The 26598-nt window shown below is 41.2% G+C and carries 37 protein-coding genes; 2 read left to right on the forward strand and 35 right to left on the reverse strand.

The annotated features are described in order from the left end of the window. Nucleotides 1-44 precede the first annotated feature (44 nt). The 29 genes from rpsD to DUT71_RS07795 all read right to left on the reverse strand — a co-directional run bounded on the left by rpsD (nt 45) and on the right by DUT71_RS07795 (nt 15067). A complete protein-coding gene (gene rpsD, locus DUT71_RS07655) occupies nt 45-653 on the reverse strand; it encodes a 30S ribosomal protein S4 (protein WP_113661944.1) in 609 nt (202 codons plus the stop codon). Between the two features lie 67 nt (nt 654-720). Next, nucleotides 721-1110: a 30S ribosomal protein S11 gene (gene rpsK / locus DUT71_RS07660; RefSeq protein WP_113661945.1), complete on the reverse strand. Its 390-nt coding sequence runs from the start codon at nt 1108-1110 to the stop codon at nt 721-723. 75 nt (nt 1111-1185) lie between these two features. After that, complete coding sequence (gene rpsM, locus DUT71_RS07665; RefSeq protein ID WP_113661946.1) at nt 1186-1563, reverse strand: 30S ribosomal protein S13; 378 nt, start codon at nt 1561-1563, stop codon at nt 1186-1188. A 72-nt stretch (nt 1564-1635) separates the two neighbouring features. Continuing rightward, entirely contained in the window at nt 1636-1752 is a 117-nt protein-coding gene (ykgO, locus tag DUT71_RS07670; protein WP_008244551.1) for a type B 50S ribosomal protein L36, read from the reverse strand. 1 nt (nt 1753) lies between these two features. Further along, nucleotides 1754-1972, reverse strand: a complete 219-nt coding sequence (gene infA / locus DUT71_RS07675) for a translation initiation factor IF-1 (RefSeq protein ID WP_079643278.1) — start codon at nt 1970-1972, stop codon at nt 1754-1756. Between the two features lie 72 nt (nt 1973-2044). Further along, nucleotides 2045-2830 carry a type I methionyl aminopeptidase gene (gene map / locus DUT71_RS07680; RefSeq protein WP_113661947.1) on the reverse strand — a complete coding sequence of 262 codons (786 nt, stop codon included), beginning with the start codon at nt 2828-2830 and terminating at the stop codon, nt 2045-2047. 20 nt (nt 2831-2850) lie between these two features. Then, nucleotides 2851-4191: a preprotein translocase subunit SecY gene (secY, locus tag DUT71_RS07685; RefSeq protein WP_113661948.1), complete on the reverse strand. Its 1341-nt coding sequence runs from the start codon at nt 4189-4191 to the stop codon at nt 2851-2853. Between the two features lies 1 nt (nt 4192). Further along, entirely contained in the window at nt 4193-4639 is a 447-nt protein-coding gene (rplO, locus tag DUT71_RS07690; protein WP_113662138.1) for a 50S ribosomal protein L15, read from the reverse strand. A 108-nt stretch (nt 4640-4747) separates the two neighbouring features. Then, on the reverse strand, nt 4748-4927 hold the full coding sequence (rpmD, locus tag DUT71_RS07695; RefSeq protein ID WP_097132832.1) for a 50S ribosomal protein L30: 180 nt from the start codon (nt 4925-4927) through the stop codon (nt 4748-4750). 4 nt (nt 4928-4931) lie between these two features. Continuing rightward, on the reverse strand, nt 4932-5450 hold the full coding sequence (gene rpsE / locus DUT71_RS07700; RefSeq protein WP_113661949.1) for a 30S ribosomal protein S5: 519 nt from the start codon (nt 5448-5450) through the stop codon (nt 4932-4934). Between the two features lie 17 nt (nt 5451-5467). Next, nucleotides 5468-5821 (reverse strand): 50S ribosomal protein L18, encoded by a 354-nt coding sequence (gene rplR / locus DUT71_RS07705; RefSeq protein ID WP_113661950.1) that lies wholly within the window; start codon nt 5819-5821, stop codon nt 5468-5470. Nucleotides 5822-5826: 5 nt separating this feature from the next. Continuing rightward, nucleotides 5827-6384 carry a 50S ribosomal protein L6 gene (gene rplF / locus DUT71_RS07710; protein WP_113661951.1) on the reverse strand — a complete coding sequence of 186 codons (558 nt, stop codon included), beginning with the start codon at nt 6382-6384 and terminating at the stop codon, nt 5827-5829. A gap of 15 nt (nt 6385-6399) precedes the next feature. After that, nucleotides 6400-6798 carry a 30S ribosomal protein S8 gene (rpsH, locus tag DUT71_RS07715; protein ID WP_113661952.1) on the reverse strand — a complete coding sequence of 133 codons (399 nt, stop codon included), beginning with the start codon at nt 6796-6798 and terminating at the stop codon, nt 6400-6402. Nucleotides 6799-6963: 165 nt separating this feature from the next. Next, on the reverse strand, nt 6964-7233 hold the full coding sequence (gene rpsN, locus DUT71_RS07720) for a 30S ribosomal protein S14 (protein ID WP_113661953.1): 270 nt from the start codon (nt 7231-7233) through the stop codon (nt 6964-6966). Next, nucleotides 7233-7799, reverse strand: a complete 567-nt coding sequence (gene rplE, locus DUT71_RS07725; RefSeq protein WP_113661954.1) for a 50S ribosomal protein L5 — start codon at nt 7797-7799, stop codon at nt 7233-7235. Before rplE ends, rpsN begins: the two co-directional genes overlap by 1 nt. After that, entirely contained in the window at nt 7799-8140 is a 342-nt protein-coding gene (gene rplX / locus DUT71_RS07730; RefSeq protein ID WP_113661955.1) for a 50S ribosomal protein L24, read from the reverse strand. Before rplX ends, rplE begins: the two co-directional genes overlap by 1 nt. Before the next feature lies 1 nt (nt 8141). Next, complete coding sequence (gene rplN, locus DUT71_RS07735) at nt 8142-8510, reverse strand: 50S ribosomal protein L14 (RefSeq protein ID WP_113638058.1); 369 nt, start codon at nt 8508-8510, stop codon at nt 8142-8144. A 1-nt stretch (nt 8511) separates the two neighbouring features. Further along, nucleotides 8512-8766 (reverse strand): 30S ribosomal protein S17, encoded by a 255-nt coding sequence (rpsQ, locus tag DUT71_RS07740; RefSeq protein WP_113661956.1) that lies wholly within the window; start codon nt 8764-8766, stop codon nt 8512-8514. Nucleotides 8767-8779: 13 nt separating this feature from the next. Further along, nucleotides 8780-8992, reverse strand: coding sequence for a 50S ribosomal protein L29 (gene rpmC / locus DUT71_RS07745; protein ID WP_113661957.1), 213 nt, complete (start codon nt 8990-8992; stop codon nt 8780-8782). 74 nt (nt 8993-9066) lie between these two features. Next, nucleotides 9067-9489 carry a 50S ribosomal protein L16 gene (rplP, locus tag DUT71_RS07750; protein ID WP_113661958.1) on the reverse strand — a complete coding sequence of 141 codons (423 nt, stop codon included), beginning with the start codon at nt 9487-9489 and terminating at the stop codon, nt 9067-9069. 34 nt (nt 9490-9523) lie between these two features. Then, nucleotides 9524-10357, reverse strand: a complete 834-nt coding sequence (rpsC, locus tag DUT71_RS07755; RefSeq protein WP_113661959.1) for a 30S ribosomal protein S3 — start codon at nt 10355-10357, stop codon at nt 9524-9526. A 5-nt stretch (nt 10358-10362) separates the two neighbouring features. Continuing rightward, nucleotides 10363-10725 carry a 50S ribosomal protein L22 gene (rplV, locus tag DUT71_RS07760; RefSeq protein WP_113649309.1) on the reverse strand — a complete coding sequence of 121 codons (363 nt, stop codon included), beginning with the start codon at nt 10723-10725 and terminating at the stop codon, nt 10363-10365. 7 nt (nt 10726-10732) lie between these two features. Next, nucleotides 10733-10999: a 30S ribosomal protein S19 gene (gene rpsS / locus DUT71_RS07765; RefSeq protein WP_113649308.1), complete on the reverse strand. Its 267-nt coding sequence runs from the start codon at nt 10997-10999 to the stop codon at nt 10733-10735. Then, a complete protein-coding gene (gene rplB, locus DUT71_RS07770) occupies nt 10999-11823 on the reverse strand; it encodes a 50S ribosomal protein L2 (RefSeq protein WP_113661960.1) in 825 nt (274 codons plus the stop codon). The genes rpsS and rplB overlap by 1 nt, the downstream gene beginning before the upstream one ends. 25 nt (nt 11824-11848) lie before the next feature. Further along, on the reverse strand, nt 11849-12139 hold the full coding sequence (gene rplW, locus DUT71_RS07775; RefSeq protein WP_113661961.1) for a 50S ribosomal protein L23: 291 nt from the start codon (nt 12137-12139) through the stop codon (nt 11849-11851). 1 nt (nt 12140) lies between these two features. Continuing rightward, the gene (gene rplD, locus DUT71_RS07780; protein ID WP_113661962.1) at nt 12141-12770 is read right to left on the reverse strand and encodes a 50S ribosomal protein L4; all 630 of its coding nucleotides are present in this window, start codon (nt 12768-12770) and stop codon (nt 12141-12143) included. Nucleotides 12771-12775: 5 nt separating this feature from the next. Further along, nucleotides 12776-13393, reverse strand: coding sequence for a 50S ribosomal protein L3 (gene rplC, locus DUT71_RS07785; protein ID WP_113662139.1), 618 nt, complete (start codon nt 13391-13393; stop codon nt 12776-12778). Nucleotides 13394-13790: 397 nt separating this feature from the next. After that, on the reverse strand, nt 13791-14180 hold the full coding sequence (locus DUT71_RS07790; protein ID WP_113661963.1) for a DUF1634 domain-containing protein: 390 nt from the start codon (nt 14178-14180) through the stop codon (nt 13791-13793). 50 nt (nt 14181-14230) lie between these two features. Further along, the gene (locus tag DUT71_RS07795) at nt 14231-15067 is read right to left on the reverse strand and encodes a sulfite exporter TauE/SafE family protein (RefSeq protein ID WP_113661964.1); all 837 of its coding nucleotides are present in this window, start codon (nt 15065-15067) and stop codon (nt 14231-14233) included. A gap of 173 nt (nt 15068-15240) precedes the next feature. On the opposite strand from DUT71_RS07795, the gene DUT71_RS07800 reads away from it, so the two are divergent. After that, complete coding sequence (locus DUT71_RS07800; protein ID WP_113661965.1) at nt 15241-16398, forward strand: acyltransferase family protein; 1158 nt, start codon at nt 15241-15243, stop codon at nt 16396-16398. Here DUT71_RS07800 and DUT71_RS07805 read toward each other — a convergent pair. Then, a complete protein-coding gene (locus tag DUT71_RS07805) occupies nt 16379-17635 on the reverse strand; it encodes a prephenate dehydrogenase (protein ID WP_113661966.1) in 1257 nt (418 codons plus the stop codon). The two genes, DUT71_RS07800 and DUT71_RS07805, sit on opposite strands and share 20 nt — an antisense overlap. A gap of 162 nt (nt 17636-17797) precedes the next feature. Between DUT71_RS07805 and DUT71_RS07810 the strand changes: the two genes are divergently transcribed. Then, complete coding sequence (locus tag DUT71_RS07810) at nt 17798-18478, forward strand: hypothetical protein (RefSeq protein ID WP_113661967.1); 681 nt, start codon at nt 17798-17800, stop codon at nt 18476-18478. 20 nt (nt 18479-18498) lie between these two features. Here the strand turns inward: DUT71_RS07810 and DUT71_RS07815 are convergent, their stop codons facing one another. The 5 genes from DUT71_RS07815 to DUT71_RS07835 all read right to left on the reverse strand — a co-directional run bounded on the left by DUT71_RS07815 (nt 18499) and on the right by DUT71_RS07835 (nt 26586). Continuing rightward, nucleotides 18499-19443 carry a hypothetical protein gene (locus DUT71_RS07815; RefSeq protein WP_113661968.1) on the reverse strand — a complete coding sequence of 315 codons (945 nt, stop codon included), beginning with the start codon at nt 19441-19443 and terminating at the stop codon, nt 18499-18501. A gap of 17 nt (nt 19444-19460) precedes the next feature. Beyond that, the gene (locus tag DUT71_RS07820) at nt 19461-20120 is read right to left on the reverse strand and encodes a hypothetical protein (RefSeq protein ID WP_113661969.1); all 660 of its coding nucleotides are present in this window, start codon (nt 20118-20120) and stop codon (nt 19461-19463) included. Nucleotides 20121-20252: 132 nt separating this feature from the next. Beyond that, nucleotides 20253-21809, reverse strand: coding sequence for a RagB/SusD family nutrient uptake outer membrane protein (locus DUT71_RS07825; protein ID WP_113661970.1), 1557 nt, complete (start codon nt 21807-21809; stop codon nt 20253-20255). A gap of 12 nt (nt 21810-21821) precedes the next feature. After that, nucleotides 21822-25178, reverse strand: coding sequence for a SusC/RagA family TonB-linked outer membrane protein (locus DUT71_RS07830; protein WP_162795977.1), 3357 nt, complete (start codon nt 25176-25178; stop codon nt 21822-21824). Nucleotides 25179-25383: 205 nt separating this feature from the next. Further along, nucleotides 25384-26586 (reverse strand): FecR family protein, encoded by a 1203-nt coding sequence (locus DUT71_RS07835; RefSeq protein WP_113661972.1) that lies wholly within the window; start codon nt 26584-26586, stop codon nt 25384-25386. Nucleotides 26587-26598: the final 12 nt, after the last annotated feature.

The following is a 26598-nucleotide window of genomic DNA, read 5'->3' on the forward strand; positions in this document are numbered from 1 at the left end:
AACGTAAAAATAGTTAAAGCCCATAAGGGCCTTAACCAAATCTATTACTTAGAGTACAACTCTACAATAAGGTTTTCCTTAATGTTTTCAGGGATCTCATCACGGTTAGGATATGATAAGAATTTACCTGATAATTCTTTAGCGTTCCAATCTAACCAAGAGTGCTTGTTGATTGCTCTACCAGCCACTGAATTTGAAATTGCCTCTAGAGATTTCGATTTCTCTCTTACTGCAACAACATCACCAGCTTTCAATTGATATGATGGGATATTTACTAATTCACCGTTTACAGTGATGTGCTTATGGCTAACTAATTGACGAGCACCTGAACGGCTAGGAGCAATACCTAATCTGTACACGGTGTTGTCTAAACGTGCTTCTAGCAATTGTAACAAGTTATCACCAGTGATCCCTTGACGTGAAGAGGCTTTTGTAAACAAGTTACGGAATTGTTTTTCCAACACACCGTAAGTGTATTTTACTTTTTGTTTTTCCTGCAACTGTACTGCGTACTCAGATTGCTTTCCTCTTCTTTTTGAGGCACCGTGTTGGCCTGGAGGATAATTTTTTCTTTCTAATGCTTTGTCAGGACCGAAAATTGGCTCTCTGAACTTACGGGCGATTTTGGACTTTGGTCCGGTATATCTTGCCATTTTTTTGTTGTTTTAAAGTATCAACCCGACCGCATCGGGCGACTCTTAGCTTTAAAAATTAAACTGATTAAACTCTTCTTTTCTTAGGAGGACGACATCCGTTGTGTGGAAGTGGAGTGATATCTTTAATAGACATTACTTCTATTCCTGCTACTTGCAAAGTCCTGATTGCAGACTCACGGCCTGAACCTGGGCCTTTAACAAAAACCTCAACTTTACGTAAACCTAAATCATAAGCCACCTTACCGCAATCAGATGCAGCTTGACCGGCTGCATAAGGGGTGTTCTTTTTTGAACCTTTGAAACCCATTTTACCAGCAGAAGACCATGAAATGGTTTGTCCGTTATTGTTTGTTAAGGTAACGATGATGTTGTTGAACGTAGCATTGATGTGAGCTTGACCTACCGGTTCAATCACAACAAGACGTTTTTTGGTAACTTTTTTACTCTTAGCCATGTTATTTTTTAACGATTTGACTTACGAACTTGAACTAACTCAGTAATCCCCTACCGTAAATCTGTAATCTAATTATTATTTAGATGCTTTTTTCTTGTTAGCAACTGTTTTTCTCTTTCCTTTACGGGTACGAGAGTTGTTTTTAGTACGTTGACCACGAACTGGCAAACCTTTTCTGTGACGGAGACCTCTGTAGCATCCGATATCCATTAAACGTTTGATGTTTAATTGAACCTCTGAACGCAAAGCACCTTCTACTTTGATTTGATCGTTGATGATGGTACGGATGGCAGACAGTTCGTCGTCTGACCAATCTTGTACTTTTTTGTTGAAATCGATTCCTGCTTGGGTCAAAATGTTTTGAGCAGTTGATCTACCTACACCGTAGATATAAGTTAATCCGATCTCGCCTCTCTTGTTTCTTGGTAAATCAATACCTGATATCCTTGCCATATTTGTAAATTGTTTTTTAACGAACGACCGAACGGCGGGCCACCGTTGTACGGATCATTCCAATGTTTTTAATTAACCCTGACGTTGTTTAAACTTTGGGTTCTTTTTGTTGATTACGTAAAGTTTGCCTTTGCGGCGAATAACTTTGCAATCAGCACTACGCTTTTTAATTGATGACCTAACTTTCATTTTATTTGTATCTATAAGTGATTCTGCCTTTTGTTAAATCGTAAGGCGACATCTCAAGTTTTACTTTATCCCCAGGCAAAATTTTGATGTAGTGCATCCTCATTTTACCTGATATATGTGCAATAATCTCATGTCCATTTTCCAGTTCTACCCTGAACATGGCATTCGATAATGCTTCTTTTATTACTCCGTCTTGCTCAATTGAGGCTTGTTTAGCCATATTCTATTGATTTTTACTTAATTAGGTGTCCACTAAACAGGGTTGCAAAATTAAATATTTTTTTTGAAATATTTAATTTTTTTCTCTTAAAACTTCCTCAATTACCGAAAAAGTGCTTAAAACATCTGCTTTGCCCTTTTTTATGGCAACAGTATGTTCAAAATGTGCAGATGGCTTATTGTCTTTTGTGGTAACAGTCCAACCATCCGACCAAAATTTTACCGCTGCCGTTCCCGCATTGATCATGGGCTCTATCGCCAGCACCATTCCTTCTTCCAGTTTTATACCGCTTCCTCGTTTACCGTAGTTGGGCACTTCTGGTTTTTCGTGGAGCTGAACGCCCACCCCATGTCCCACCAATTCCCGCACTACCCCGAAACCATTAGCTTCGGCATGGGCTTGTACCGCGTGGGCAATATCGCCTATGCGCATGCCAACTACCGCCTTCTCAATGGCAAAAGCTAAACACTCCTGTGTAACCTTTACCAGTTTCTTGCGTTCCTCATCTATTTCGCCAATAGAAAAAGTATAAGCCGAATCGCCAAAGTAGTTGTTCTTGATTACGCCACAATCTACCGAAATCAGATCACCTTCCTTGATGACATAATCATTAGGGAAACCGTGAACTACCTGTTCGTTGGGAGAAATACAAAGAGAGTTGGGAAAACCGCCGTAATTAAGAAAAGCTGGCACAGCTCCGTGATCTTTGATGAACTCGTATGCCAGCTTATCTAATGATATGGTTGTAATACCGGGTTTGATTACTTTGGCCACCTCGGCCAAGGTTTTCGATACCAGTTGGGAACTTTCCCTAATCAATTCAATCTCTTCTTGAGATTTGTAATGGATCTTAGACATGCAATCTTATCGCCGCTTGCTTATAATGCAGCCCCGCTGGTGCTTGTCACAGTTGGAACACCGGAACGACCGGTTACTCTGCCTGTTTTCATTAAACCATCGTAGTGGCGCATTAATAAATAGCTTTCAATCTGCTGCAAAGTATCTAATACTACACCTACCAAAATCAACAAAGAAGTACCGCCAAAGAAATGCGCAAACTCTTGTTGAATACCAACCTTAACCGCAATTGAAGGAATAATTGCAATGGCAGCTAAGAACAGCGATCCGGGGAAAGTGATCTTAGAAATTACCTCATCAATGAAAGATGAAGTGGCCAAACCTGGCTTTACGCCTGGGATGAAACCGCCATTTTTCTTCATGTCATCAGACATTTGAGTGGGGTTAACGGTAATTGCAGTATAGAAGAATGTGAATGCAATAATTAAAAACGCAAACGTTAAGCTATAAGTTAACGAAGTGATATCCGAATATTGGTGCAACCAACTTTCCTGCAAATTAGGGAACAGCCCAATCAATGCACTTGGCACAAACATTAAAGCCTGAGCAAAGATGATTGGCATAACACCAGCTGCATTTACCTTCAACGGAATGTACTGTCTAACGCCACCTACTTGCTTGTTACCTACAATACGCTTAGCATATTGCACTGGCACTTTACGAACACCTTGTACAATTAGGATAGTGAACATGATGATGGCATACAATGCCACAATTTCCAATACCAGCCTAATTAAGCCGCCGTCATTACCTGCAAATACCGAGCTTATCTCTTGGCTGATTGCAATAGGCAAACGAGCAATGATACCTACCATGATGATTAAAGACGTACCATTACCGATACCTTTATCGGTAATTTTTTCGCCCAACCACATCACAAACAAGGTACCTGCGGTAAGCACAATTGCCGACAAGAAATAGAAAGTAGTATGGTCTATCACAATTGCTTCTGGAGTAATTTGTGTTTTCACATAACCAATTGCTTGTACGATAGTAATGGCCACTGTTAGGTAACGAGTGTACTGCGTTAATTTTTTACGTCCGCTTTCACCCTCTTTTTGCATTTTTTGGAATGTAGGTACCGCAATTCCCAATAACTGCACTACAATTGATGCAGAGATATAAGGCATTACACCTAACGCAACGATTGACGCTTTGGAGAATGCACCCCCAGCGAACATATCTAATAAACCTAACAGACCTGACTTTTGTGCGTTTGATAACTGCGCAGGATCAACCCCCGGCAATACCACCTGGCAAACAAGTCTGTAGATCACAAGAATCATAAGCGTAAATAAAATACGCCCTTTTAATTCTTCAATTTTCCAAATATTACTTAAAGTAGTAAGTAGCTTCTTCATTTTATAGTTTTACGATTGAGCCTCCAGCAGCTTCGATAGCTTTTTGCGCACTTGCAGAAAAAGCATGAGCTGTAACTTCTAATTTAGCTTTAACTTCGCCACGACCTAAGATTTTTACCAAGTCATTTTTAGAAGCTAAACCATGCTCCTGCAATGTAGCAAAATTTATGGTGCTTAAGCTAAATTTTTCTGCTAATCCTTGCAATACGTCTAAGTTTACGCCAACGTATTCAGTACGGTTGATTGGTTTGAAACCTACTTTAGGTACACGACGTTGCAAAGGCATTTGACCACCTTCGAAACCAATTTTTGTGGAAGTACCTGAGCGTGAGCCAGCTCCCTTGTGACCGCGGGTTGATGTACCACCACGACCTGAACCTTGACCACGACCAATTCTTTTACTTGTTTTTACAGAACCTTTTGCAGGTTTTAAATTACTTAAGTTCATTTTTTGAAACTTATTGTGTTGCCCCTTCGCTTTCACTAATCAGGAAACAACGATTAAACAAAAAAATTTGCCTAAGATATAAATCTTAAGCAAATTCCGATAATAAAATTATATAGCTTCGATAGCTACTAAGTGATTAACTTTTCTAACCATGCCGATGATTGCAGCATTAGCTTCAACCTCAACACTTTGGTTCAATTTACTCAAACCTAAAGCTTTCATGGTTCTTTTTTGGCGCTCGCTTCTGTCGATAACGCTTTTTACCTGAGTGATTTTAATTTTCGCCATGATCTTATCCGTTAAAAACTTTGTTTAAATCAACACCACGGTTTTGTGCTACGGTGTAAGCATCACGCATTTTGGTTAATGCATCAACAGTAGCTTTAACCACGTTGTGGGGATTTGATGAACCTTTTGATTTTGCCAATACGTTGTGGATACCAGCACTTTCTAGCACGGCACGCATTGCACCGCCAGCAATTACTCCAGTACCTACAGCAGCAGGCTTAATTAATACAAAACCTCCAGAGTATTTACCGATTTGCTCGTGAGGTACAGTACCTTTCAAAATAGGAACTTTAACCAAGTTCTTCTTTGCGTCGTCTACACCTTTAGCGATAGCTTCAGTAACCTCTTTAGCTTTGCCTAATCCGTAACCTACAACGCCGTTCTCATCACCTACAACTACGATAGCTGAAAAGCTGAAAGTACGACCTCCTTTGGTTACTTTAGCAACACGTTGGATGCTCACTAAGCGATCTTTTAATTCAATCTCGCTAGTTTTTACTCTTTTTATATTGATAGTTGACATTATATCTTATTTAATGATTAAAATACTAGACCAGCTTCGCGGGCACCTTCTGCCAACGATTTTACACGACCATGGTATAGGTAACCATTTCTGTCGAAAACAACTTCTTTTACACCAGCCGCGATTGCTTTTTCGGCAACTAACTTACCTACTGCAACTGACTGCTCTGATTTGTTTCCTGAAGCATTGAAATCTTTAGATAAAGATGATGCTGCAACTATAGTTCTACCAGTTTCATCGTTAATGATTTGAGCATAAATACCTTTATTGCTTCTATAAACTGATAAACGTGGACGGTTTTCAGATCCAGCAAGTCTTTTTCTGATACCTTTTTTAATACGCTCTCTGCGTGATAATTTTTTTCCTGCCATTTTAATTATTTTTTAGAAGCTGATTTACCTGCTTTTCTTCTTAACACTTCACCTACAAACTTGATACCTTTACCTTTGTAAGGCTCTGGCGCACGTAACGAACGGATTTTAGCCGCTACTTGACCGATCAATTGCTTGTCGATGCTCTCTAAAATAATTTTAGGAGTTTGACCTTTTTCTGATGTGGTCGTTACTTTAATTTCCTGAGGTAATTGGAACACGTAGTGGTGAGAGTAACCTAATACTAAATCTAAGGTTTGACCTTGATTTGAGGCACGGTAACCAACACCTACTAATTCTTGCTCTAATTTATAACCTTGTGTTACGCCTATCACCATGTTGTTGATCAATGAACGATACAAACCGTGTAAGGCTCTGTGTCTTTTTTGATCGGTTGGACGTTGTACGGTTAAAACACCATCTTCTTGTGAAATAGTGATATCTTGATCTACTAACTGGGTTAACTCTCCTTTAGGACCTTTTACGGTTACTAAATTGTTGTTATCAACGGTAACGGTTACTCCAGCTGGGATGCTAATTGGGGCTTTTCCTATTCTTGACATTGCGTTATCCTCCTATTAATAAACGTGACACAATACCTCACCACCAATGTTCAATTTGGCTGCTTCTTTATCGGTCATTACACCTTTGGAAGTAGATAAGATTGCGATACCTAAACCATTTAATACTCTTGGCATGTTTTCAACGCCTGCATACTGTCTCAAACCTGGCTTGCTGATACGGGTTAACGTACGGATAGCTGGGATTTTAGTGATTGCATTATACTTTAACGCAATTTTGATCACTCCTTGAGCAGTAGTGTCTTCAAACTTGTAGTTTGCGATGTAACCTTTGTCGAAAAGAACTTTAGTGATTTCTTTTTTAAGGTTAGAAGCGGGAATTTCTACGATTCTGTGATTTGCCTTGATAGCATTTCTTAATCTGGTAAGATAATCCGCTATTGGATCTGTATTCATTTTTATTGAATTGTGATAATGGTTTCCGTACGCATCACCCGATTTCCGGACCTATTATCGGTTAATATTCTGTTCTGTAGCTATATGCTAATGAGCTATAAGCTGTAAGGGCTGCAAAAATACAACTTACAACTTATAACTCAAAAACTTATATCACTTAAATAATTACCAGCTAGCTTTTCTTACTCCTGGTATCTTACCTTCTAAAGCCATTTCACGGAAAGTTACCCTTGAAATACCGAAGGTACGCATGTAACCACGAGGACGGCCAGTTAACTTGCAACGGTTGTGTAAACGCACAGCCGAAGAGTTTTTAGGTAATTTATCTAACGCTGCGTAATCGCCGGCGGCTTTCAATGCTGCACGTTTCTCAGCATATTTAGCTACCATTTTCTGGCGTTTAACTTCGCGAGCTTTTACTCCTTCTTTTGCCATTATTGTTCTGCTTTTTGATTTTTAAATGGTAATCCAAATTGTTTTAAAAGTTCCAACGCTTCAACATCAGTACCGGCAGTAGTTACGAAAGTAATGTCCATACCTAAAATCTTGCTGATCTTGTCGATGTTGATCTCTGGGAAAATGATTTGTTCGGTTACACCCAAGGTGTAGTTTCCTCTTCCATCAAATCCTTTATCGTTGATGCCTTTGAAATCGCGGATACGAGGCAAAGCCACTGAAATCAATCTGTCTAAGAACTCGTACATGTTATTGTCACGTAAGGTTACACGTACACCAATTGGCATACCTTTACGTAATTTAAAGTTCGAAACGTCTTTTTTAGACTTAGCGCTAACCGCTTGCTGACCAGTGATGGTAGACAATTCAAGGATAGAGCTATCGATGATTTTCTTATCAGCTACAGAGTAACGACCAACACCTTGGTTGATAGAGATTTTCTGCAACTTAGGAACCTGCATAACAGTTTTGTAGTTGAACTTTTCCTTAAGAGCTCCTACAATTTCCTCTTTATATTTGCTTTTTAATCTTGGTACGTATGCCATTATTTAATTTCCTCCCCTGAAATTTTAGCAACTCTAACTAATTTTCCGTCGGCATTTAATTTACGGCCAACACGAGTAGTTTTACCAGATTTTGGATCAACCAACTGAACGTTTGAAATATGAAGAGCAGCCTCTTTTTTAATTATACCGCCATTTGGGCTAGCAGCACTTGGCTTAGTGTGTTTAGATACAAGGTTTACACCTTCTACTACCACTCTGTTTTGAGATATAAGTACTTCCTGTACTTTACCTTGTTGTCCTTTAGAGTCGCCAGCAATAACTTTTACTAGGTCGCCTTTACGGATCTTTAATTTTGCCGGTTTGTTAACTTTGTTTCCCATTTTATAATACCTCCGGTGCTAATGATACAATTTTCATGAATTGTTTTTCACGCAGTTCTCTTGCTACTGGGCCAAAGATACGTGTGCCACGAGGCTCATCTTGGTTGTTTAACAACACTGCTGCATTGTCGTCAAAACGGATATAAGAACCATCTTTACGACGGATTTCTTTTTTAGTTCTAACCACTACTGCTTTAGAAACAGTTCCTTTTTTGATATTGCCTGAAGGCAAGGCACTTTTAACTGTTACAACAATTTTATCGCCAATTGATGCATAACGTTTGCCAGTACCACCAAGTACACGGATAACCAATACTTGTTTTGCGCCGCTATTGTCGGCTACGTTTAATCTTGATTCCTGTTGTACCATCTTATTTAGCTTTTTCTAAAATTTGTACCAATCTCCAGTTCTTGTTTTTACTCAATGGACGAGTTTCCATGATTTCTACAGTATCACCGATACCGCATTCGTTTTTCTCGTCATGAGCCATAAATTTGGTAGTTTTCTTCACGAACTTACCATAGATTGGGTGTTTCACTTTACGTTCCACTGCAACTACAACAGATTTATCCATTTTGTTGCTTACTACCAACCCGATTCTTGTTTTTCTTAAATTTCTTTCCATTGGGCTCTAAAAATTATTTAGTTTTTGTAGCTACTGCTGCTTTTTTAACGGCAGACAATTCAGTGTTTAAACGGGCTATGGTTTTTCTAGCCGCAGTAATACGGTTAGGATTTTCGATAGCCGAAATGGTGTGCGCAAACTTCAACTTTGTTAAGTTTTGTTTTTCTTCCGCAATCTTAGCTACTAATTCTTCTTGAGAAAGCCCTTTGATTTCTGAGTTTTTCATCTTCTTATTTATTATATGATGGGTCTAGCGGTTATAATAACAAGTTACTTACAACATTGATCCCATCTCTCTTTTTATGCTTCTACGTAATCTCTACGTACTACAAATTTGGTTTGAACAGGTAATTTCTGAGCAGCAAGCCTTAAGGCTTCTTTAGCAATGGCCATAGGCACGCCTTCTGCTTCGAAAAGGATACGTCCCGGTCTTACTACTGCTACCCAGTATTCAGGAGCACCTTTACCTTTACCCATACGTACCTCAGCTGGTTTTTTCGTTACCGGTTTGTCCGGGAAAATTCTGATCCAAACTTGACCTTCACGTTTCATGTAACGAGTTACCGCGATACGTGCTGCCTCTATCTGGCGACTTGTGATCCAAGTAGCTTCTAAAGATTTGATACCAAAAGATCCGAATGATAGCTCAGCACCACGAGTTGCTAAACCCTTCATCCTGCCTTTTTGCATCTTCCTGAACTTGGTTCTTTTTGGCTGTAACATTTTATTTAAATATTATCGTTGAACGATTGGTTAACTATTTGCGTGGGCCTCTGTTGTTGCCACCGCCTCTATTATCTCTTCCGCCTTGACCAGGACGACCGCCACCGCGTTTGTCGTTGTTCCTTCTGTCGCCGCCGCCTCTGTTATCTCTTCCGCCATCGCGTCCACCGAAGTTGCCTTCTGGTCTGCCACCTTTACCAGGTGCGTTGTTAGCTGCGCCAATGTTCGGAGAAAGATCACGTTTACCGTACACTTCACCTTTACAGATCCATACTTTGATCCCTATTTTACCGTAGGTAGTTAAAGCTTCTGCTAAAGCGTAGTCGATATCGGCACGGAAAGTATGCAAAGGAATTCTTCCTTCTTTGTACTGTTCTGTACGAGCCATCTCAGCACCGCCTAAACGGCCAGAAGTCATGATTTTGATGCCTTCTGCACCCATTCTCATGGTTGATGCGATGGATGATTTCATTGCTCTACGGAACGAGATCCTAGCTTCTAATTGTTTTGCAACACCTTCTGCTACCAATTGAGCATCAAGCTCCGGACGTTTGATCTCGAAAATGTTGATCTGAATTTCCTTTTTAGTCAATTTCTTCAACTCTTCTTTGATCTTGTCAACTTCCTGGCCAGCTTTACCGATCACGATTCCCGGGCGTGCTGTGTGGATAGTAACGGTGATACGTTTTAAGGTACGCTCGATTACTACTTTAGAAACACCGCCCTTTGCAATACGTGCTGAAAGGTATTTTCTGATTTTTTCGTCCTCAACTAATTTATCAGCATAGTTGTTGCCACCGAACCAGTTAGAATCCCAACCTCTGATGATTCCTAACCTGTTACCTATTGGATGTGCTTTTTGTCCCATTTCTGTTAATTAGTTTGAGTTTCAACGTTTTTACTATCTACTACAAGGGTTACGTGGTTTGAACGTTTACGGATTCTATAACCACGGCCTTGAGGTGCTGGTCTCAATCTTTTCAATTGACGACCACCGTCAACCATTATCGATTTAACGAATAATTGGCTTTCTTCAGGGCGAGAACCAGAGTTTTTTTGTTCCCAATTGTTGATGGCAGACAATAAAAGTTTTTCAACTCTTATAGCAGCTTCTTTATTGGTGTACTTCAAAATCTGTAATGCTTTCTCAACACGCTCACCTCTGATAAGATCCACAACTAAACGCATCTTACGCGGTGAAGTTGGGCAATTGTTTAATTTCGCTACTGCTTCCATCTTTTAATTATTTTTTCTTTTCAGAGTGGCCCCTAAAGGTTCTAGTTGGAGCGAACTCCCCTAGCTTGTGGCCAACCATGTTTTCTGTTACGTATACTGGTATAAATTTATTGCCGTTATGCACTGCAAATGTGTGACCAACGAAATCTGGTGAGATCATTGATCTACGTGACCAAGTTTTGATTACAGTCCTTTTGCCTGAATCATTCATAGAGTTTACTTTTCGCTCTACGTTATGGTCAATATAAGGTCCTTTTTTAATTGAACGAGCCATTATTTCTTCCTTTTCTCTATGATGAAACGATTTGAGTATTTCTTAAGTGAACGTGTTTTGTAGCCTTTAGCTAAAACGCCGTTTCTTGAGCGTGGGTGACCACCAGATGATCTACCCTCACCACCACCCATTGGGTGATCTACAGGGTTCATCGCTACTGGACGGGTACGAGGACGGCGACCGATCCAACGGCTGCGGCCTGCTTTACCCAACACTTCGTTTGCATGATCAGAGTTAGAAACTGTACCAATAGTGGCCAAACAAGTAACTAAGATAGATCTTACTTCACCAGAAGGCAATTTGATGGTAGCATATTTACCGTCTCTTGCCGCCAATTGTGCGTAAGAGCCAGCGCTACGTGCCAACTGGGCACCTTTTCCTGGGTGAAGTTCTAAATTGTGGATGATAGAACCTAAAGGGATGTTCGCTAATTTCAAAGTATTACCTACTTCTGGGGTAGCTTTATCGCCTGAAAGCAATGTTTGTCCAACTTGCAACCCTTCTGGTGCAATGATATAACGCTTCTCGCCGTCTGCATAGTTCAATAATGCAATACGTGCGGTACGGTTAGGATCGTACTCAATTGTAGCTACAACAGCAGGAATATCAAACTTGTCGCGTTTAAAATCAATTAAACGGAAAGATTTTTTATGACCTCCGCCGATATAGCGCATGGTCATTTTACCTGTATTGTTACGACCTCCCGATTTCTTAGAAGATACAACCAATGATTTTTCGGGCTTGGTTGCTGTAATCTCCGTAAAGCTAGCACCAACTCTGAAGCGGGTACCCGGAGTAACTGGTTTAAATTTTCTTAAGCCCATAGTTATTAATTATTCAATCTTTATATTAAATATTCGCGTAATAATCTATTGTTTCGCCATCTTTCAATGTAACAATAGCTTTTTTGTATTTAGGGCTACGGCCAGTTACTAAACCTGCTTTAGTGTTCCTGGTTTTTGCCTTACCTTGTACTACCATTGTATTTAGGGCTACGATGGTTACACCATACATTTGCTCAATGGCTTTTTTTATCTGCAACTTGTTAGCTCTGTGGTCTACTTGGAAAGTAAAACGGTTAGCTTTTTCAGTCAATGCAGATGCTTTTTCGGTTAAAATTGGTCTTTGTAAGATTTCCATATTACTTGGCAAATGCCTCCTCCAATGTTTTAAGCGAATTAGCAGTTAACAAAAGTTTACCAGCGTTCAACACATCGTAAGTGTTTAAATCGCCTGCGGTAATTACTTTAGCTTTCTGGATATTTCTGCTTGATAAATAAATATTGTTGTTTTGCTCTGGCAACACTAACAAGGTTTTCTCGTTAGCCAAGTTTAGTGCGTTCACCAAATTCACATAGTTTTTAGTTTTGATGCTATCAAAGTTGAAATCTTCCAAAACCACGATGCTGTTATCTTGAGCTTTGTACGATAAAGCTGATTTACGAGCCAATGATTTTAGCTTTTTGTTCAATTTAAAACTATAGTCACGAGGTTGAGGACCAAAAACACGGCCACCACCGTTGAACAACGGAGATTTGATGCTTCCGGCACGTGCACCACCAGTACCTTTTTGTTTGTATAATTTACGGGTAGAACCAGCAATTTCGTTACGTTGCTTAGATTTGTGAGTACCTTGACGTTGGTTAGCCAAATACTGTTTTACATCTAAATAAATCGCGTGGTCGTTTGGTGTAACACCAAATACCGACTCAGGAAGTTGCACCTTGGCACCTGTCTCTTTTCCTGAAATGTTTACTACTTTAACTTCCATCTTGCTTACTTATCTAAGATTACGTAAGAACCTTTAGCTCCCGGTACGGAACCACTAACTACCACTAGGTTTTGCTCAGCATAAACTTTCAACACTTGCAAGTTTTGAATTTTAACCCTGTCGCCACCTGTTCTACCAGCCATGCGCATTCCTTTGAATACACGTGAAGGCCATGAAGAAGCTCCTAATGAACCTGGTGCACGCATCCTGTTGTGCTGACCGTGGGTTTGACCACCCACACCACCAAAACCGTGACGCTTTACAACACCCTGAAAACCTTTACCTTTTGAAGTTCCAACCACATCAACATAGTCACCTTCACTGAAGATATCTACCGTTACTGTGTCGCCCAGGTTTAAAGCATTTTCAAACTCAGAGAACTCAACAAGTTTGCGTTTTGGGGTAGTGTTTGCTTTAGCGTAATGACCTTTCAAAGGTTGCGTTACGTTTTTTTCTTTTGCTTCATCAAATCCCAACTGGATAGATGAATAACCGTCTTTTTCTTCGGTTTTAACTTGTGTAACTACACAAGGCCCAGCTTCGATTACTGTACAAGGAATATTTCTTCCTTCCGCATCGAAAATACTGGTCATTCCTACTTTTTTTCCAATAATTCCTGACATTTCTTTAATTAAGTTAACACCCATCGAAGCAGTAGGGCTTCGTTCAAGGTGGATATACAATCCCCGCAAAGGGACGGCAAAGATAGACAAGAATTATTAATTTTCAAATAGTTAGCTAAAAAAAATTTAGCTATTGATTAGTCCATATTTAAAGCCTGAAAAACAAACAGGCCTTAAATTGGCAAAAAAGGCGGCTTAAAAGCTAAAAAACTGGCTTTTAACCATTTACAGCGGAAGTATTTTTAGTTGAAAAGCCCGCACAGCAATACTTGGCTTAGGCAAGTCCCTCTTTCCGCTTTACTCAACCAAGCCCAGCTTGGTTTCGTGCCCGCTGCAATAGGGTTTATTTTACACCAAGCACTGCATAAAACTCCCAAAAGCTAAACAAAAATGACGTCTAATGTGCAAAGCCGCCGCTTAAACTAGCCATAATAATTGCCAAAACAATCAGTCCTATCAGTACGTATAGGTAGTCCCTTTCAATAAAAAAACTCACTACAGCCATCAATACCCTAGCTATTGGCGTAAATATCAGCATTAGCAAACCAAACTGCACTACCGCCACCCCTTTAAAGGTTAATACTTCAGAAAAAATGCCCGCTACCGTTTTAAGTGAGACCTTATTGAAATCGAACACCGCATAATCTATTTTTTCACTGCTGTGATCAAAAAGATAAATGATACCACCCAATATTACGATGCCCATAGAAATATAAACCCCGGCTCTCAATAGGTTACCTACCAGAGATTGAATGTCTTTATCTGTTATATTTTTAGTTGGTTCCATTTTCCTCCCCCTGCCCCCTCAAAAAGGGGGATATACATTGCCGTGTTATGTTAAAATCCGCCAGAAAGTCCTTTGTAGATCATTTGTATGGCCAAGATGGTTACTACCACTGCAAATACTATCTTCAGTTTATCGGTTTTGGCCTTTACCAATACTTTTGCCCCAACGGTTGCCCCTATCAATACGCCGATACAAACTGGCATGGCAATTCCCGGATCTATTTGCCCACGGTGCAAATAAACTACCGCACTTGCCGCAGCGGTAACGCCCATCATAAAGTTGCTGGTAGTGGTAGATACCTTAAAAGGCAAACGCATGATATTGTCCATGGCAATTACTTTTAGAGCACCACTTCCAATGCCCAACAAACCCGACAAGGTGCCGGCAAACAACATCATGAAAAAACCACCGGCTACATTTTTTACGGCATAAGGCGTTTCAACCCCTTGATTTGGATAAGAACCGTTCAGTTTGAAAAACCTGGCTCCTTTACTGCTATAATCCAACGTGGTATGATCTACCTTCTTTTTCAAGGTCATCATGGAAGAGAATATCAGAATACATCCGAAAATAACAGCTACATAGGCTGCATTTAAATAAACTGCGATAATCGCACCCAAAATAGCCCCAACAGTAGTGGCAATTTCAAGGAACATGCCAATCCGCATATTGGTCAATCCTTCTTTTACGTAGGCCGCCGCCGATCCGGTAGAGGTAGCGATTACCGAAATGATCGAGGCCCCGATAGCATAGTGGATATCAACCCCCAAACCTAATGTTAACAGAGGGATAATGATCACACCTCCGCCAAGACCGGTTAGCGAGCCCAAAAAGCCAGCTAAAAAAGCTCCAACAAGTACAATTAAGGTAAATATTAATACCGACATGGCGGCAAATATAAACCACTTCAATTGGCTTTATGCAATAAAAAAGCAATAAAAGAATGCCTATAGGCCATATAGGCTAACATGGATAAGCTTCGTTTTATGCGGTTACTCCCTGAAGAAAACAACATTATTTTCTACTTTAGACATTACAAACAGACTGCACTAAAAAGCAAATGAAGATTTCATTCCAAAGAGTTACCAACACAATTACCTTCATACCGGCGATAGACGGGCTACGATTTATAGCCATATTTAGCGTAGTGCTGTTCCACACGGTAAAATACATTACCACCAAAAACACCTACCATTACCCCAATATTGACCTTCTTTATATACAGCATGTTTTTGAGAAGGGCCGCATAGGTGTCCCATTGTTTTTTGTGATCAGCGGTTTCATTTTGGGCATACCGTTCTGCAAATCAAAAATCTCCAATGGGCCACCGGTAAATTTGAAAAAATTCTTTCTCCGCCGCTTGACCCGATTAGAACCCCCGTACATATTAAGTTTAACCATTTTACTTATCGGCAGTATTTATGTTGCAAAAACATTAAGTTTCAATGAAGCTATAGAAAGTTACTTCGCTTCTATCTTTTATGTACACTGGTTGGTGATACCCCAGCATCTACCTTTGATTAACGACGTTACTTGGAGCTTGGAGATAGAAGTTCAGTTCTACTTATTAATGCCGGTGCTGGCCGCAATGATATATGGCCGTAAATTAGCCCCCGCCCGATATTATATATATATTGGACTGGCACTAAGCTGCATCATCAGCAACCATCTTTTTGTGCAAGATGTTCGGACCTTGTTTGGCTTTATCCAGTTTTTTTTGGCCGGCATGGCCCTAGCCGATCTGTATATCAGAAAACAACTTATTTTGCCCAAAACCAAGTTGGATAATTTAATTACGGTTGTTTTATTTTGTCTGATCTGGGCAAGAGACTTTAGCCTTGCTCCTACTTCATTTGGACTATTTTTTTGGGATTGCTATTTGGCTATCTGCATTTTCCTTTTCTGTTATTATGTTTTACTACATCAAACGCTATCTGTGCTTTCAAATAAAATCATCACCAACATTGGGGGGATGTGTTACTCCATCTATTTGATCCACTACCCTATCATCAGTTTATTTGGCAGAGCTTTACTTCAATATCAATTTACAAAAAACGGCTACGTCAATATTTTTATTTATACGGTTATCCTGTTCATTACCGTAATGGCAATATCTTCTTTGTTTTTTTTATTTGTTGAACGGCCGTGCATGAAAGAAGGCTGGTATAAAAACCTGCTTAACTTCAAACCCAAAAAAACTAAGTCATCAATTGCCTGATCATTTCGGAACTTAGCTCACGGCCAGCCAGCAATCTGTTGCTAAAAAAAGATTTAGCAGCTTCAAAGTGTGCTTTGTAGCCCTTCATATCGCCATAGCCAATAATAGAAGCCCATTCATGTACAGCGGTATGAAATTCAAGGTCGTCTTTTCTCATGTTCTTATCATACAGCGCGGCCTGTATGGTCTCTTCCAATAGTTCTTCACTTTTAAAAAGATATTCGGCGATACCTAAACGTAAACGAAAGGGCGGAGTTTGGCAAATCAAATGATCGTATGGGTTAATGCCCATAGCGTGCCAAGTGCAAACCATACTCAAAATGCTTAAATGCGAGTTTGGCTTTCTGGCATGTGATTGATCGCCCAGGCTAAAGGTTTCCATCATTTGGCCATTTAAAAGTATGAGCTCTTGGTGGTTGGCAAATACAAAATCTTTGGCGGCCCGTATCTTTTCTCTAAAGGCTTTTTCATTCTCGGCAATCATCAGCGCAAAAAGTTCACTTTCGGTTTTGGCGTACATTCTTACCTGAATTTGCGCATAAGGATTTAAAATAGCCAACCCTGCGTAGATATGTGATTTGTAGCTAAAGATGCGGAGCGTTGTCAATATTTTAATATTATCGATACCGCCCGCGTAAACGGGGTTATCCCAAGGATAAAAACCCGCATTTTTCCATGCCGACCCCATGCTTTCGAAGCCCATGTGGGTTACCGCCTGGGTATCTGCCACTATTTTATCGTGCTGTTGGTAGCTATCCATTTCAATAATGGTAGAACCTAAGGCCTTGTAAGTGTCCAGTGCATTTTGATAAACTTCGTCAGTGGCCCGGTGTCGAATCACTACCAAGATTTGTCCTTCGGTGCTAAAACCAGGGCCATGCAGGGAATGACTGGTTACAATGTGAGCATCAGCAGGCAAATACTTTTCAAAAGCCGCAATTTCAGGATGCTTTACAGAGGTTTGCCCGGCTACAATTGCGCCATATTTAGTTGATTTCGCAAACTGCGATACCACTTCGTCAATCTTTTCGGCCTCTACGGCATAGATTACAAAATCCGATTTTCTGGAAACTTCGTGCCCATCGGCCAGTATCTCTATTTTTTGAGGTAAAAGCTCCTGCCGAAGCTCCTGTAGCCGCTGGGCAACATCCGTTCCGCAAACTGCGTAGCCTGCTTTTGCAAAAGCCGTGGCGTACAGTTTGCCCATGTCTCCCAAACCTATTATTCCAATGCGCATTGTGCAAATTTATCGTTGCAGGAACATAAAAAAATGAGCAGAATCAATTGATTTCTTGATTAAACATCCTAACTTGAGCAAAATTAACGAAACATGCCAAGCTGATTGGCTATAATATTTATCTAATTATGCTGTTTTAGTATAAACGATATTTACTAGATTATGAGACAAACCATACTTTCCATCGCTAGCATTTTATCTTTCACCTTTTGTTTTGGCAGCGCCTTTGCCCAAACCACCACCACCAATGCTCCTCAAAAACCAACTACCACTGCTGTTAAAACAGGAACCTGGGAACGCGATTCTGTAAAAAACACTGACCCAAGTCTAAATGGGCAGTATCAGTTCATGTTGTCGCGTACCAGGACTTCGCCCGATGGCTATAAAATGGTAGCCAGATATCGATTGGACCAACTTTGGAAAAATGTAAATGATACACTCAGAAAAGAGCGGGCCGAAAGGAAGAGCCTCCAACAAAAATTTAACGAACAGGGAAAAACAGTTAGCTATCTGAAAACTGAGATTTCCGGCAAGGATGCTTCGCTAAGCGAGAACACCAACAAACTAAATGAAATTAAATTTTTGGGGATCTCGTTTGATAAGGGCACTTATAACATCATCGTTTGGAGCATCATCGGGGCTTTGGTTCTCGCATTGGTCATCATCATTGCCAGATCTGGAAAAAACAGCAGCGAAGCCAAACACCGCACACAACTATACAACGAGGTTGCCGAAGAATACCAGGCCTACAAGTCAAAAGCGGTAGAAAAGGAACGTAAATTGGCACGGGAACTTCAGGACGAGCGGAATAAATTGGAGGAACTGACCAATGGCAGGCGCTAGCGAGCTGTTATCGCCTAACTTTATTTGCCCAAAAACAATCCGTAGTGATTTTGCATGTATTTGATGATTGCGTTGGCAATTTTTGCTCCCGATGCTTTCCGCTCCGTTGGATTGTTCCTTAAATCGGGCCCGTGGGTTTCCAGTTGTATTGCCGAAACTGTTCCGCCATTTTTGGAGCCGTAGGTTAAGGTACAATAACCCCCATTGAAATAGTCATCGGCATTGGGTTTTGGATCTTGCTTGCTGGGCACAGCTCTGATGCCTTCGTTTTCCAACAGTGTTCCAAAGGCATAATCGCCCCTAATTAATTGGGAAAAAGGATATGCAGAAATGGTTGAAAGATGGTAAATACTTGAAGTTGTGGCCAGGCCGTTCAGCGTGGCATCGGTACCGTTCAAGTTAGCTTTAGATACAATGTAGCCCACTTCTACCCGATGAATACTATGGCCGTGTCCATGCATATCTAAAAACAAGCCCTTACCTACATTTTTTTGCACCATATCGTGTGCGCCTTTTAAAAAAGCATGATACTCCCGCCATAGCTGGTTTGCGGCCTCCGTTTTATGATAGGCTTCTTCCAATGACCTATTGGGCTCCATCCTTGATCTTGCTACATCATTGATAATCACATGTGGACGCAAGCCCGTTTTAGCATAGAGCGCATTGGCGATCTCGGTGGTTAGGGCCGAAACATACAAATCCCTAACCGTTACGGCATCAGGGTGGTCTCTTTCCGGCCAGTTATTGGGGATAATTGTGCCGTCATGCGGAGAAGCCAAAATAATTGGCGACTTTAAATCTCCTACAATAAATTTTACATAGTTGTTGGAACCATAAACCGTAGTGTTAGGCTCATAGCTAGTTGTTACGGGCGGCTCTTTATCTTCATTGCTAGTGTTTCCCTTTTTACAAGACACGATAAGCAAGCATGCCGTGATGTATAGTAACAGGCTAATTTTTCTCATTGCTTTGATACTTTAAATTAAATAATCGATTTTTTGCTCCACTCCGTTAAAATCTCTCCCACTATATTTCCCACGCCATAGGCCGGATCTTCTTTTACATCTCTCCCCCATTTGAACCTTGCCGACACTTTGTTGTCGTGCCTATAACCTTTGATGTGCGTAAACTCATGTGCGATATGGCGGGCTAATCGCCGAGCCAACTCGCCTTTCTCCTGCAGCCAAAAATCATAGGTTGTAAATTTATAGTTGCAGGCATAGGAAGCGCCCATGGTGGTTCTTTTGGGGCCATTGTTCTTGATATTGATAAAAAGCTTGACTTCTTTTTCCTTTAGCAGATTTTGATAAACGGACGCTCCGCTGATACGGCCAGTTTTCGGGTCATAAACCATAGGAAAGCAAGCCATTTTTGATTTGCTATAGGCCGAGTCATGATAACTTTGCTTGAACATAGCCGCCCTAAATTCCTTTGAACGGAAAACCTTTTCCAATAACTGCTGCGCCTTTTTTAGCGTATCGGCAAAGCTTTGCGGGACTGTTGCATCTTCATTTACAGTATAGGAAACATCGAGGCTAAACTCGGCGGTTTGTTTTTTTAAGCTATTGGATGATGGTACTGCGAAAATATTGGCGGCCAGCAATGCCAAAATAATCAACAGCAGAAGTCCTATTTTTTTCATTCGCTACGGTTTTAAGGTGATTTTTTGAGATTTAAACACTAATATGAGCGCAGGAATTAGGCAAAGGAATAACTGGGAGGAGCATTTCGCTCCCCCTTGTTAAAACATATTTGACTAAAATATTAAGCGGCTTTAAGGATTTTGCACCATGTACGGATTGGCCTGCATTTCGCGTCGCGGAATAACGAACTGCCAACGGACATTATCCGGATCTATTGGGGTATTAACAGCTACATTAGCCAATGCTGCTGTTGAACCAGTCCCGCTCCTGTCCAAAGGCAGTTTAAGCCTTTTAAGGTCTAAGAAACGGAATCCCTCGCCCCATAGTTCTATCCTCCTTTGCATCATGATCAAACCGTTTTTGTCATTGTCAATATCAGAGATATTATCCGGACGGGTGTAGTTAGGGTCTCTATTTTTGGCCAAAACATCGATAATATCTGCTGCTTCGTTGATCAGCCCGGCCTTTGCTTTGGCCTCAGCGGCAATCAGATACATTTCGGCCACACGCATGTAGGGGATGTCTCCTGCACTAACCGCTGGATCAGACACTACAAACTTTTTCTGCATATAAAGTGCTCTTGTTTGAGAACCTGCCGGCTGCCCCGTAGAAGCATCTATCACCCCTGGGAAATTAACGTAATCGTTAACATTATCACAGAATAGTTTTCTCCTGACATCTGTATTGGATAGAGAATTATAAAGAGAGATACTGATTTTTTTGGGGTTTGGCCTGGTGTGCGACGAATTGAAGTTTGAGGACATATAAGCATAAAAAGAGCCATAGGCCGGCAACTGCTCTGGCAATTGGTGCGCCCCCCACATCCATTCGGAGTTCTTCATGTCAGTAAATCCGTCAAGATATGAAGTGTTGGACATTAATTGGTAGCCCTTCAGTGCCTCTTGCGCATAGTAGGCTGCATCAGTCCATTTACTCTGGGTTAAAGCCACACGAGCCTTAAGTCCTTGGGCAACACTTTTATCAATATGGGTCCTATACAAGCCTCTTGGCGGAGCACCATCCAAAAGCTGCATGGCTTGGTCCAAATCTTTATTCACTTGAGCATACACTTCTTCCACCGAATTTCTTGGCTGGGGATCTAACGAATATTTTGTGACTACAGGCACTCCCAAATTTGGCTTACCTTCGGCATCAAAATTGTTTGGTACACCTTGCTCGGTTACGCTGTACCGTTTGGCAAATAACTGTACCAGCATAAAATGAGCCCAGCCCCTCAATGCCAGGCACTCGCCTTTAATTACGTTTTTTTGTGCCTCGGGGGCGTTTGGCACGCTATCAATGCCTTCTAAAAGAATGTTGGCATTGGCAATGATCCTGTAATAAAGCCTATAGGCAAAATACGGTAAATCATTCAATTCTGAGCGATGGTCAGTCCATCGGTAAGCACCCCTGAAATAGATCGTGCCTGTAGCGGTGTGCACAATATCCTCGCCCATAAAATCCATCACAATCATGATAGCCGGATGCCCATCCTGTTCCTGATCTGAATATTGCATGTAAATGGCCCGATAAATCCCGTTAAGTGCTACTTTTACGTTGTTAAGATTATCGAAGATCTTGCTGGCATCTATCTGATCAGATGGCGTAGTATCTAAATAGCTTTTCTTGCATGAGCCCAAGGCTAGCAAAAATAAAAAGACTGTTAAAGCTGATAAATATCTTTTCATTACTGATAAATTCTATAATGTTACGTTTAAACCAAAACTTACGATACGAGAAGGTGCGTAGGTATATTCAGCATCCCCGGTGTAGGTTTGCGTTGGGTCCATCCCTTTTCTCGCAGAGGTAATAAATAAATTTTCGCCATTTACATAAGCTTTAACGTTGCTAAGCTTTAACCTGCTCAATAGCTTTTTTGGGAAATTATAGGTTAGTGAAACGGTACGCAAGTTCAGGTAGTCTGATTTTGTTAACCATCTATCGGTATCGGAAATGGTGGTAGCGGTACTCAATGCCGGAATATCGGTTACATCGCCCGCTTTCTGCCAACGTTTTAACATATCCACATGTAGAGCCCTACCATTGGTGGTAGTTCCGCCCCTGAACATCAGCGAACGGTAATCATTGTCAAAGGTGTATCCACCTACCTGATAAATTACCAAGGCCTGCAACGACCAGTTTTTATAAGTGAAAGTATTCTTGATACTACCAAAGAAATCAGGGATGGCACTACCGGCATAATAATAAGCAGCATTGCTAATTGACGTGGTGTAAGTTTGATCATTGTAAGTTACCGCAGAAACGGTTTTATCAACGGGTACATACAAATTGCTTCCCGTTCTCGGATCTACAGCAACCCAATCCCTCAGCCAAAACTCATAAAGCGATTTTCCGGCTTCAAATTTTTTGGTGCCGCTCACCCTGCCTTGATAAGACTCTGGAAGCGAAATGATTTTGTTCCTGAAAGTGCTCCAGTTTACGTCAATATTCCACCTAAAGCTTTTGGTTTTGATAGGTACGCCGTTCAATTCAACTTCTATTCCCTCATTCCGCATGCTTCCAAAATTATCATTGTAGGTAAGCAAGCCCGAAGTTAAAGGCAAGGTTACGGCAAACAACAGATTGCTGGATTGGCGGCGAAAAGCCTCAACGGTTCCACCAAACCTGTTCTTGAGCACCGAAAACTCCACCGCTACGTCAGCATTCTGATTGGCTTCCCAAACTAAATCATTGTTTCCTGCCTGGATCAGTAATGCCCCTGGCTCAGTCCCGTTGTTGTAGCCCAGGTCGTACAACCGCTTATAGGTAAAGTAACTACCTGTACGGTCATTACCCACTTCGCCATAAGAAGCTCTAATTTTAAGTGCATTAACCCATTTAACTTTAAAGAACGGTTCTCTATCGATGTTATAAGCGCCACTTACCGACCAAAAGTTACCCCATCGGCTTGCTTGATAAAATCTGGAGGAGCCATCTCTTCGGAATGATCCCGAGAACAAATAACGCCCTTTGTAGCTATAGTCTATTTTAGAAAGGTAGCCCTCGGTCTTGTAGTTTCTGTCGTTAGAGCTTAACGCAGTGGTAGTGGTCATGTTATCTAATACGGGTTGGCCCGAAACTCCTTCGTTTCTTCGGGAGCCGGAAAGGTAGTCGTAGTAGTTTAAGTAGTTTTCATGTCCAACCAAAATCGAAATCTTGTGCTTGTCTATGGTTTTGCTCCAAGTTAAAAGCTGGTTAAAGTTCAGGTAGTTGGTTGAAGTGTTGGTCCTGGTTGTTCTTCCTACGCCCACGGCATCGCCCATTACACTATTGTCGTAAATATTGCTACGGTTGTTGCCCAGGTTAAAACTAAAGTTGGAAGTGAACTTGAAATCTTTCCAAAAGTTGGCTTCAACATTGGCCACACCATTCAAAGAGTTTCTTCGTACCTGGTTGATATTGTACAATGTTTCGTAAACTACGTTTCTTCCTGTAAAAAGCGGCCTATAATCTCCTGGATCATATATTTTGTTTCCATTGGCATCGAGTATATATGCACCGGTTACGGCATCATGTTTAAATACCGGATAAATTGGGGCCAACAGGAGGTCAATGTAAAATGGATTTTCGTTAATACCACTGCTTTCATTGGCCTGATCAGATTTGGTGTAAGTGCCAAATAGGTTTAAACCAAACTTCAACCAGTTCATTGGGCTTGAATTGAGTCTCAGTCTTCCAGAAAAGCGTTTGAAATCAGATCCAATTACATACCCATTTTCATCTAAATAGTTTAAGGAAACATAATGGTCTGTTTTTCCAGCACCACCACTCAAGGATACAGACAAATCTGTTCTCATCCCCAATCTTTGCAGTTCATTCCTAAATCGTACATCATCAGGATAGAGCAACTTGGCGTGTGGGTTTATTAAACCGTTTTCGAGTACAATTTCATCGTCGGCCACGTTGAAAGGATTCCAACCTACATACCCTTTTAGATCCTTGGTTGCGGCTGCAGCGCTACCCGAACTTCCATTTTTTAAAGCTTCCCAAACTACAGGGAAATATTGGTAGGCATCCAGGGTTTCGTAATTAGGAAGCCCCCTTTCAGAAAAAGCGTGGGTTAGCTTTACGCTAATATTGCTCTTGCCGTTGTTTATTCCTCTTTTGGTGGTGATAAGCACTACACCATTGGCGGCCCTGGATCCGTACAAGGCCGTAGCCGAAGCATCTTTCAGGATAGAGATATTGTCGATATCCTCTGGATTGATGTTACTGATTATCCCCTCGTATGGTGCTCCATCTAAGATATACAATGGCGCATTATCGCCGGTTACCGAGCCAAACCCTCTGATACGGATTTCTGGACCTTCCCCTGGCTGGCCATTGCCAGCTGTAGTTTGCACACCTGGCGAGGCGCCAACCAGTGCCGAATTAAGATTGCTGATTGGTCTTTGCTCAATGTCTTTTGCAGAGATTTTTGTCACAGAGTTAGTCAATTCATTTCTGGTTGTAGTACCGAAGGCAATTACTACTTCATCTAACTGCTTACTGTCTTTGGTTAGGGCCAAGTCGTATTTATTGAGCGCTGTTAGTGGCACTTCCTTGGTTACGTATCCAACATAGCTTAATACCAATACTTTATCGTTAGCTTTTATGTTGATGGAGAAATTCCCATCGGCATTGGTCATTGTACCTACCGTAGAGCCTTTAACCCTTATGGAAACACCCAAAAGCGGCGTGCCATCCTCGGCATCGGTAATTTTACCCGTTATGGTACGGTCCTGCTGTACCTGGGTTCCCAAGGGTCTGGTTTCCTGCCCCGCAGCAGTTGGCTGCAAGGAGATGATTTTCTCGTCGATGGTATAGCTCAACGACATCCCTTTCAATACCGAGCTCAACACCACATCCAAGGGTGCATTTGAAAAATTGGCGGAAACTTTCCTATCGTCGGCCACTTCTTTACTGTTGTAAATAAAGTAGTAGCCGGTTTGCGATCTCAGCTCCTTGAACACTTCCTTCAAGGTAATGTTCTGCTTTTTGATGCTCACGTTTTGCCCTAGGGTTTTGGCGCTTACATGCAAGCTAAAAACAAACACAATTACGGCAATGATTCTCATAACCAGTAAGGCTTTTTTAAATAGTTGGTTTTGTTTGGTCGAAAAATCGTTGCTAAAAATAGCCCACGACAATCTACAATGTATTTTTTCTTTCATACATTTGTATATAAGGGATTTGAATAAATAGTGTTCGTTCTAGTTTATTATTTGTTTGGCCCGTTGCTTTTCTCGGTTGCCGCCGGGAAAAGCTTTTTGGCTATATCTGCTATCTCATCATTTTCTTTTGACAGGTAATTACATTATCTTCTATTCCAAAAACTACGTCGCCGGTAAGTTCCAAAGATTTTAGCACCTTGGAAACATTAGCATTTCTGGGAATTACACCGGTAAAAGAAATGTCGGGCTTTTCCCCTTCGTATTTCACCTTTACGTTGTACCACCTGGTTAGCTCTTTCATAATTTCGTCGATGTTGGTATTGTTGAATACAAATAGATCATTTTTCCAGGCCATCACTTCTTCAATATTGGCCACACGCTGTTTGGTATCTTCGCTGCTTTCGGTATAAAGAATTTGTTTACCGGGTGTAAGCAGTTCAGATTGGCCGTGTTTGCTAAATTGCACCGAGCCCTCCAACAGGGTAAGCTCCGATCGATATTCATCAGGGTAGGCCATGACATTGAAATGGGTGCCCAGCACTTTAATTTCGGCACTGCCATTGGTTACATAAAATGGCCTGCGCTGATCCTTCGCAATTTCGAAATATGCTTCGCCCTTGATCTCAACTTTCCGGGCTTCACCAGTAAAAGCTACCGGAAATTTAATTGAAGATGAAGCATTGAGCCACACCTTACTGCCATCAGACAATACCACGCTGAATTTCCCACCTGCTGGCGTGGCCAAGGTGTTGATTTTTTGGCTTTCATCTTCATGCCCGCCTTTAACCAGATAAACAATTTGGCCTTTAGCATCTTTTTCAATAGAAATATCTCCCTGGGTAGCCAGCTTTCCGCCCGGGCTATTGTCCAGGGTTATCTTAGAACCGTCTGCCAAAGTCAATATAGCTTTATCGCCTCCCGGCAAAACATCATTATGATAGGCCAAAGGTGCCTTTTTGACTAAGTTATCTTGAAAGGCATGGTAAAGCGTATAACTTCCAAGCGTTAACAATGCCACTGCGGCGGCATATTTCCAAAAAGATGGGCGCTTACGGCCATCCGACTTTTTTGGGCCAGTAATATTAGCGTACATGCCGTCCCAGTCTACTTCATGCACCAACGCATCAGACTGCACCTTTTTATTGTGCTCATCCATAAAGGCAAGTACTTGCGCTTTGGTTTCTGGATTGTTGATGTAGGCAAACAGTTCCAAATATTCCTCCTCGGTAATGCTTTTATCAACATACTTTTGGAATAATTCGGTCAGTCTGCTATGAGCTTCTGGTGTCATCTGATGCGCTTGATTGTTCATGTTTACAATTAT

The sequence above is a fragment of the Pedobacter nanyangensis genome (assembly GCF_003313505.1).
Taxonomy (GTDB): Bacteria; Bacteroidota; Bacteroidia; order Sphingobacteriales; family Sphingobacteriaceae; genus Pedobacter; species Pedobacter nanyangensis.

Excerpts from the sequence above, each read along its gene's own strand:
- rpsD (WP_113661944.1), bottom strand. The coding sequence starts at position 653 with ATGGCAAGATATACCGGACCAAAGTCCAAAATCGCCCGTAAGTTCAGA.
- rpsK (WP_113661945.1), bottom strand. The coding sequence starts at position 1,110 with ATGGCTAAGAGTAAAAAAGTTACCAAAAAACGTCTTGTTGTGATTGAA.
- rpsM (WP_113661946.1), bottom strand. The coding sequence starts at position 1,563 with ATGGCAAGGATATCAGGTATTGATTTACCAAGAAACAAGAGAGGCGAG.
- ykgO (WP_008244551.1), bottom strand. The coding sequence starts at position 1,752 with ATGAAAGTTAGGTCATCAATTAAAAAGCGTAGTGCTGATTGCAAAGTT.
- infA (WP_079643278.1), bottom strand. The coding sequence starts at position 1,972 with ATGGCTAAACAAGCCTCAATTGAGCAAGACGGAGTAATAAAAGAAGCA.
- map (WP_113661947.1), bottom strand. The coding sequence starts at position 2,830 with ATGTCTAAGATCCATTACAAATCTCAAGAAGAGATTGAATTGATTAGG.
- secY (WP_113661948.1), bottom strand. The coding sequence starts at position 4,191 with ATGAAGAAGCTACTTACTACTTTAAGTAATATTTGGAAAATTGAAGAA.
- rplO (WP_113662138.1), bottom strand. The coding sequence starts at position 4,639 with ATGAACTTAAGTAATTTAAAACCTGCAAAAGGTTCTGTAAAAACAAGT.
- rpmD (WP_097132832.1), bottom strand. The coding sequence starts at position 4,927 with ATGGCGAAAATTAAAATCACTCAGGTAAAAAGCGTTATCGACAGAAGC.
- rpsE (WP_113661949.1), bottom strand. The coding sequence starts at position 5,450 with ATGTCAACTATCAATATAAAAAGAGTAAAAACTAGCGAGATTGAATTA.
- rplR (WP_113661950.1), bottom strand. The coding sequence starts at position 5,821 with ATGGCAGGAAAAAAATTATCACGCAGAGAGCGTATTAAAAAAGGTATC.
- rplF (WP_113661951.1), bottom strand. The coding sequence starts at position 6,384 with ATGTCAAGAATAGGAAAAGCCCCAATTAGCATCCCAGCTGGAGTAACC.
- rpsH (WP_113661952.1), bottom strand. The coding sequence starts at position 6,798 with ATGAATACAGATCCAATAGCGGATTATCTTACCAGATTAAGAAATGCT.
- rpsN (WP_113661953.1), bottom strand. The coding sequence starts at position 7,233 with ATGGCAAAAGAAGGAGTAAAAGCTCGCGAAGTTAAACGCCAGAAAATG.
- rplE (WP_113661954.1), bottom strand. The coding sequence starts at position 7,799 with ATGGCATACGTACCAAGATTAAAAAGCAAATATAAAGAGGAAATTGTA.
- rplX (WP_113661955.1), bottom strand. The coding sequence starts at position 8,140 with ATGGGAAACAAAGTTAACAAACCGGCAAAATTAAAGATCCGTAAAGGC.
- rplN (WP_113638058.1), bottom strand. The coding sequence starts at position 8,510 with ATGGTACAACAGGAATCAAGATTAAACGTAGCCGACAATAGCGGCGCA.
- rpsQ (WP_113661956.1), bottom strand. The coding sequence starts at position 8,766 with ATGGAAAGAAATTTAAGAAAAACAAGAATCGGGTTGGTAGTAAGCAAC.
- rpmC (WP_113661957.1), bottom strand. The coding sequence starts at position 8,992 with ATGAAAAACTCAGAAATCAAAGGGCTTTCTCAAGAAGAATTAGTAGCT.
- rplP (WP_113661958.1), bottom strand. The coding sequence starts at position 9,489 with ATGTTACAGCCAAAAAGAACCAAGTTCAGGAAGATGCAAAAAGGCAGG.
- rpsC (WP_113661959.1), bottom strand. The coding sequence starts at position 10,357 with ATGGGACAAAAAGCACATCCAATAGGTAACAGGTTAGGAATCATCAGA.
- rplV (WP_113649309.1), bottom strand. The coding sequence starts at position 10,725 with ATGGAAGCAGTAGCGAAATTAAACAATTGCCCAACTTCACCGCGTAAG.
- rpsS (WP_113649308.1), bottom strand. The coding sequence starts at position 10,999 with ATGGCTCGTTCAATTAAAAAAGGACCTTATATTGACCATAACGTAGAG.
- rplB (WP_113661960.1), bottom strand. The coding sequence starts at position 11,823 with ATGGGCTTAAGAAAATTTAAACCAGTTACTCCGGGTACCCGCTTCAGA.
- rplW (WP_113661961.1), bottom strand. The coding sequence starts at position 12,139 with ATGGAAATCTTACAAAGACCAATTTTAACCGAAAAAGCATCTGCATTG.
- rplD (WP_113661962.1), bottom strand. The coding sequence starts at position 12,770 with ATGGAAGTTAAAGTAGTAAACATTTCAGGAAAAGAGACAGGTGCCAAG.
- rplC (WP_113662139.1), bottom strand. The coding sequence starts at position 13,393 with ATGTCAGGAATTATTGGAAAAAAAGTAGGAATGACCAGTATTTTCGAT.
- DUT71_RS07790 (WP_113661963.1), bottom strand. The coding sequence starts at position 14,180 with ATGGAACCAACTAAAAATATAACAGATAAAGACATTCAATCTCTGGTA.
- DUT71_RS07795 (WP_113661964.1), bottom strand. The coding sequence starts at position 15,067 with ATGTCGGTATTAATATTTACCTTAATTGTACTTGTTGGAGCTTTTTTA.
- DUT71_RS07800 (WP_113661965.1), top strand. The coding sequence starts at position 15,241 with ATGAAGATTTCATTCCAAAGAGTTACCAACACAATTACCTTCATACCG.
- DUT71_RS07805 (WP_113661966.1), bottom strand. The coding sequence starts at position 17,635 with ATGCGCATTGGAATAATAGGTTTGGGAGACATGGGCAAACTGTACGCC.
- DUT71_RS07810 (WP_113661967.1), top strand. The coding sequence starts at position 17,798 with ATGAGACAAACCATACTTTCCATCGCTAGCATTTTATCTTTCACCTTT.
- DUT71_RS07815 (WP_113661968.1), bottom strand. The coding sequence starts at position 19,443 with ATGAGAAAAATTAGCCTGTTACTATACATCACGGCATGCTTGCTTATC.
- DUT71_RS07820 (WP_113661969.1), bottom strand. The coding sequence starts at position 20,120 with ATGAAAAAAATAGGACTTCTGCTGTTGATTATTTTGGCATTGCTGGCC.
- DUT71_RS07825 (WP_113661970.1), bottom strand. The coding sequence starts at position 21,809 with ATGAAAAGATATTTATCAGCTTTAACAGTCTTTTTATTTTTGCTAGCC.
- DUT71_RS07830 (WP_162795977.1), bottom strand. The coding sequence starts at position 25,178 with ATGAGAATCATTGCCGTAATTGTGTTTGTTTTTAGCTTGCATGTAAGC.
- DUT71_RS07835 (WP_113661972.1), bottom strand. The coding sequence starts at position 26,586 with ATGAACAATCAAGCGCATCAGATGACACCAGAAGCTCATAGCAGACTG.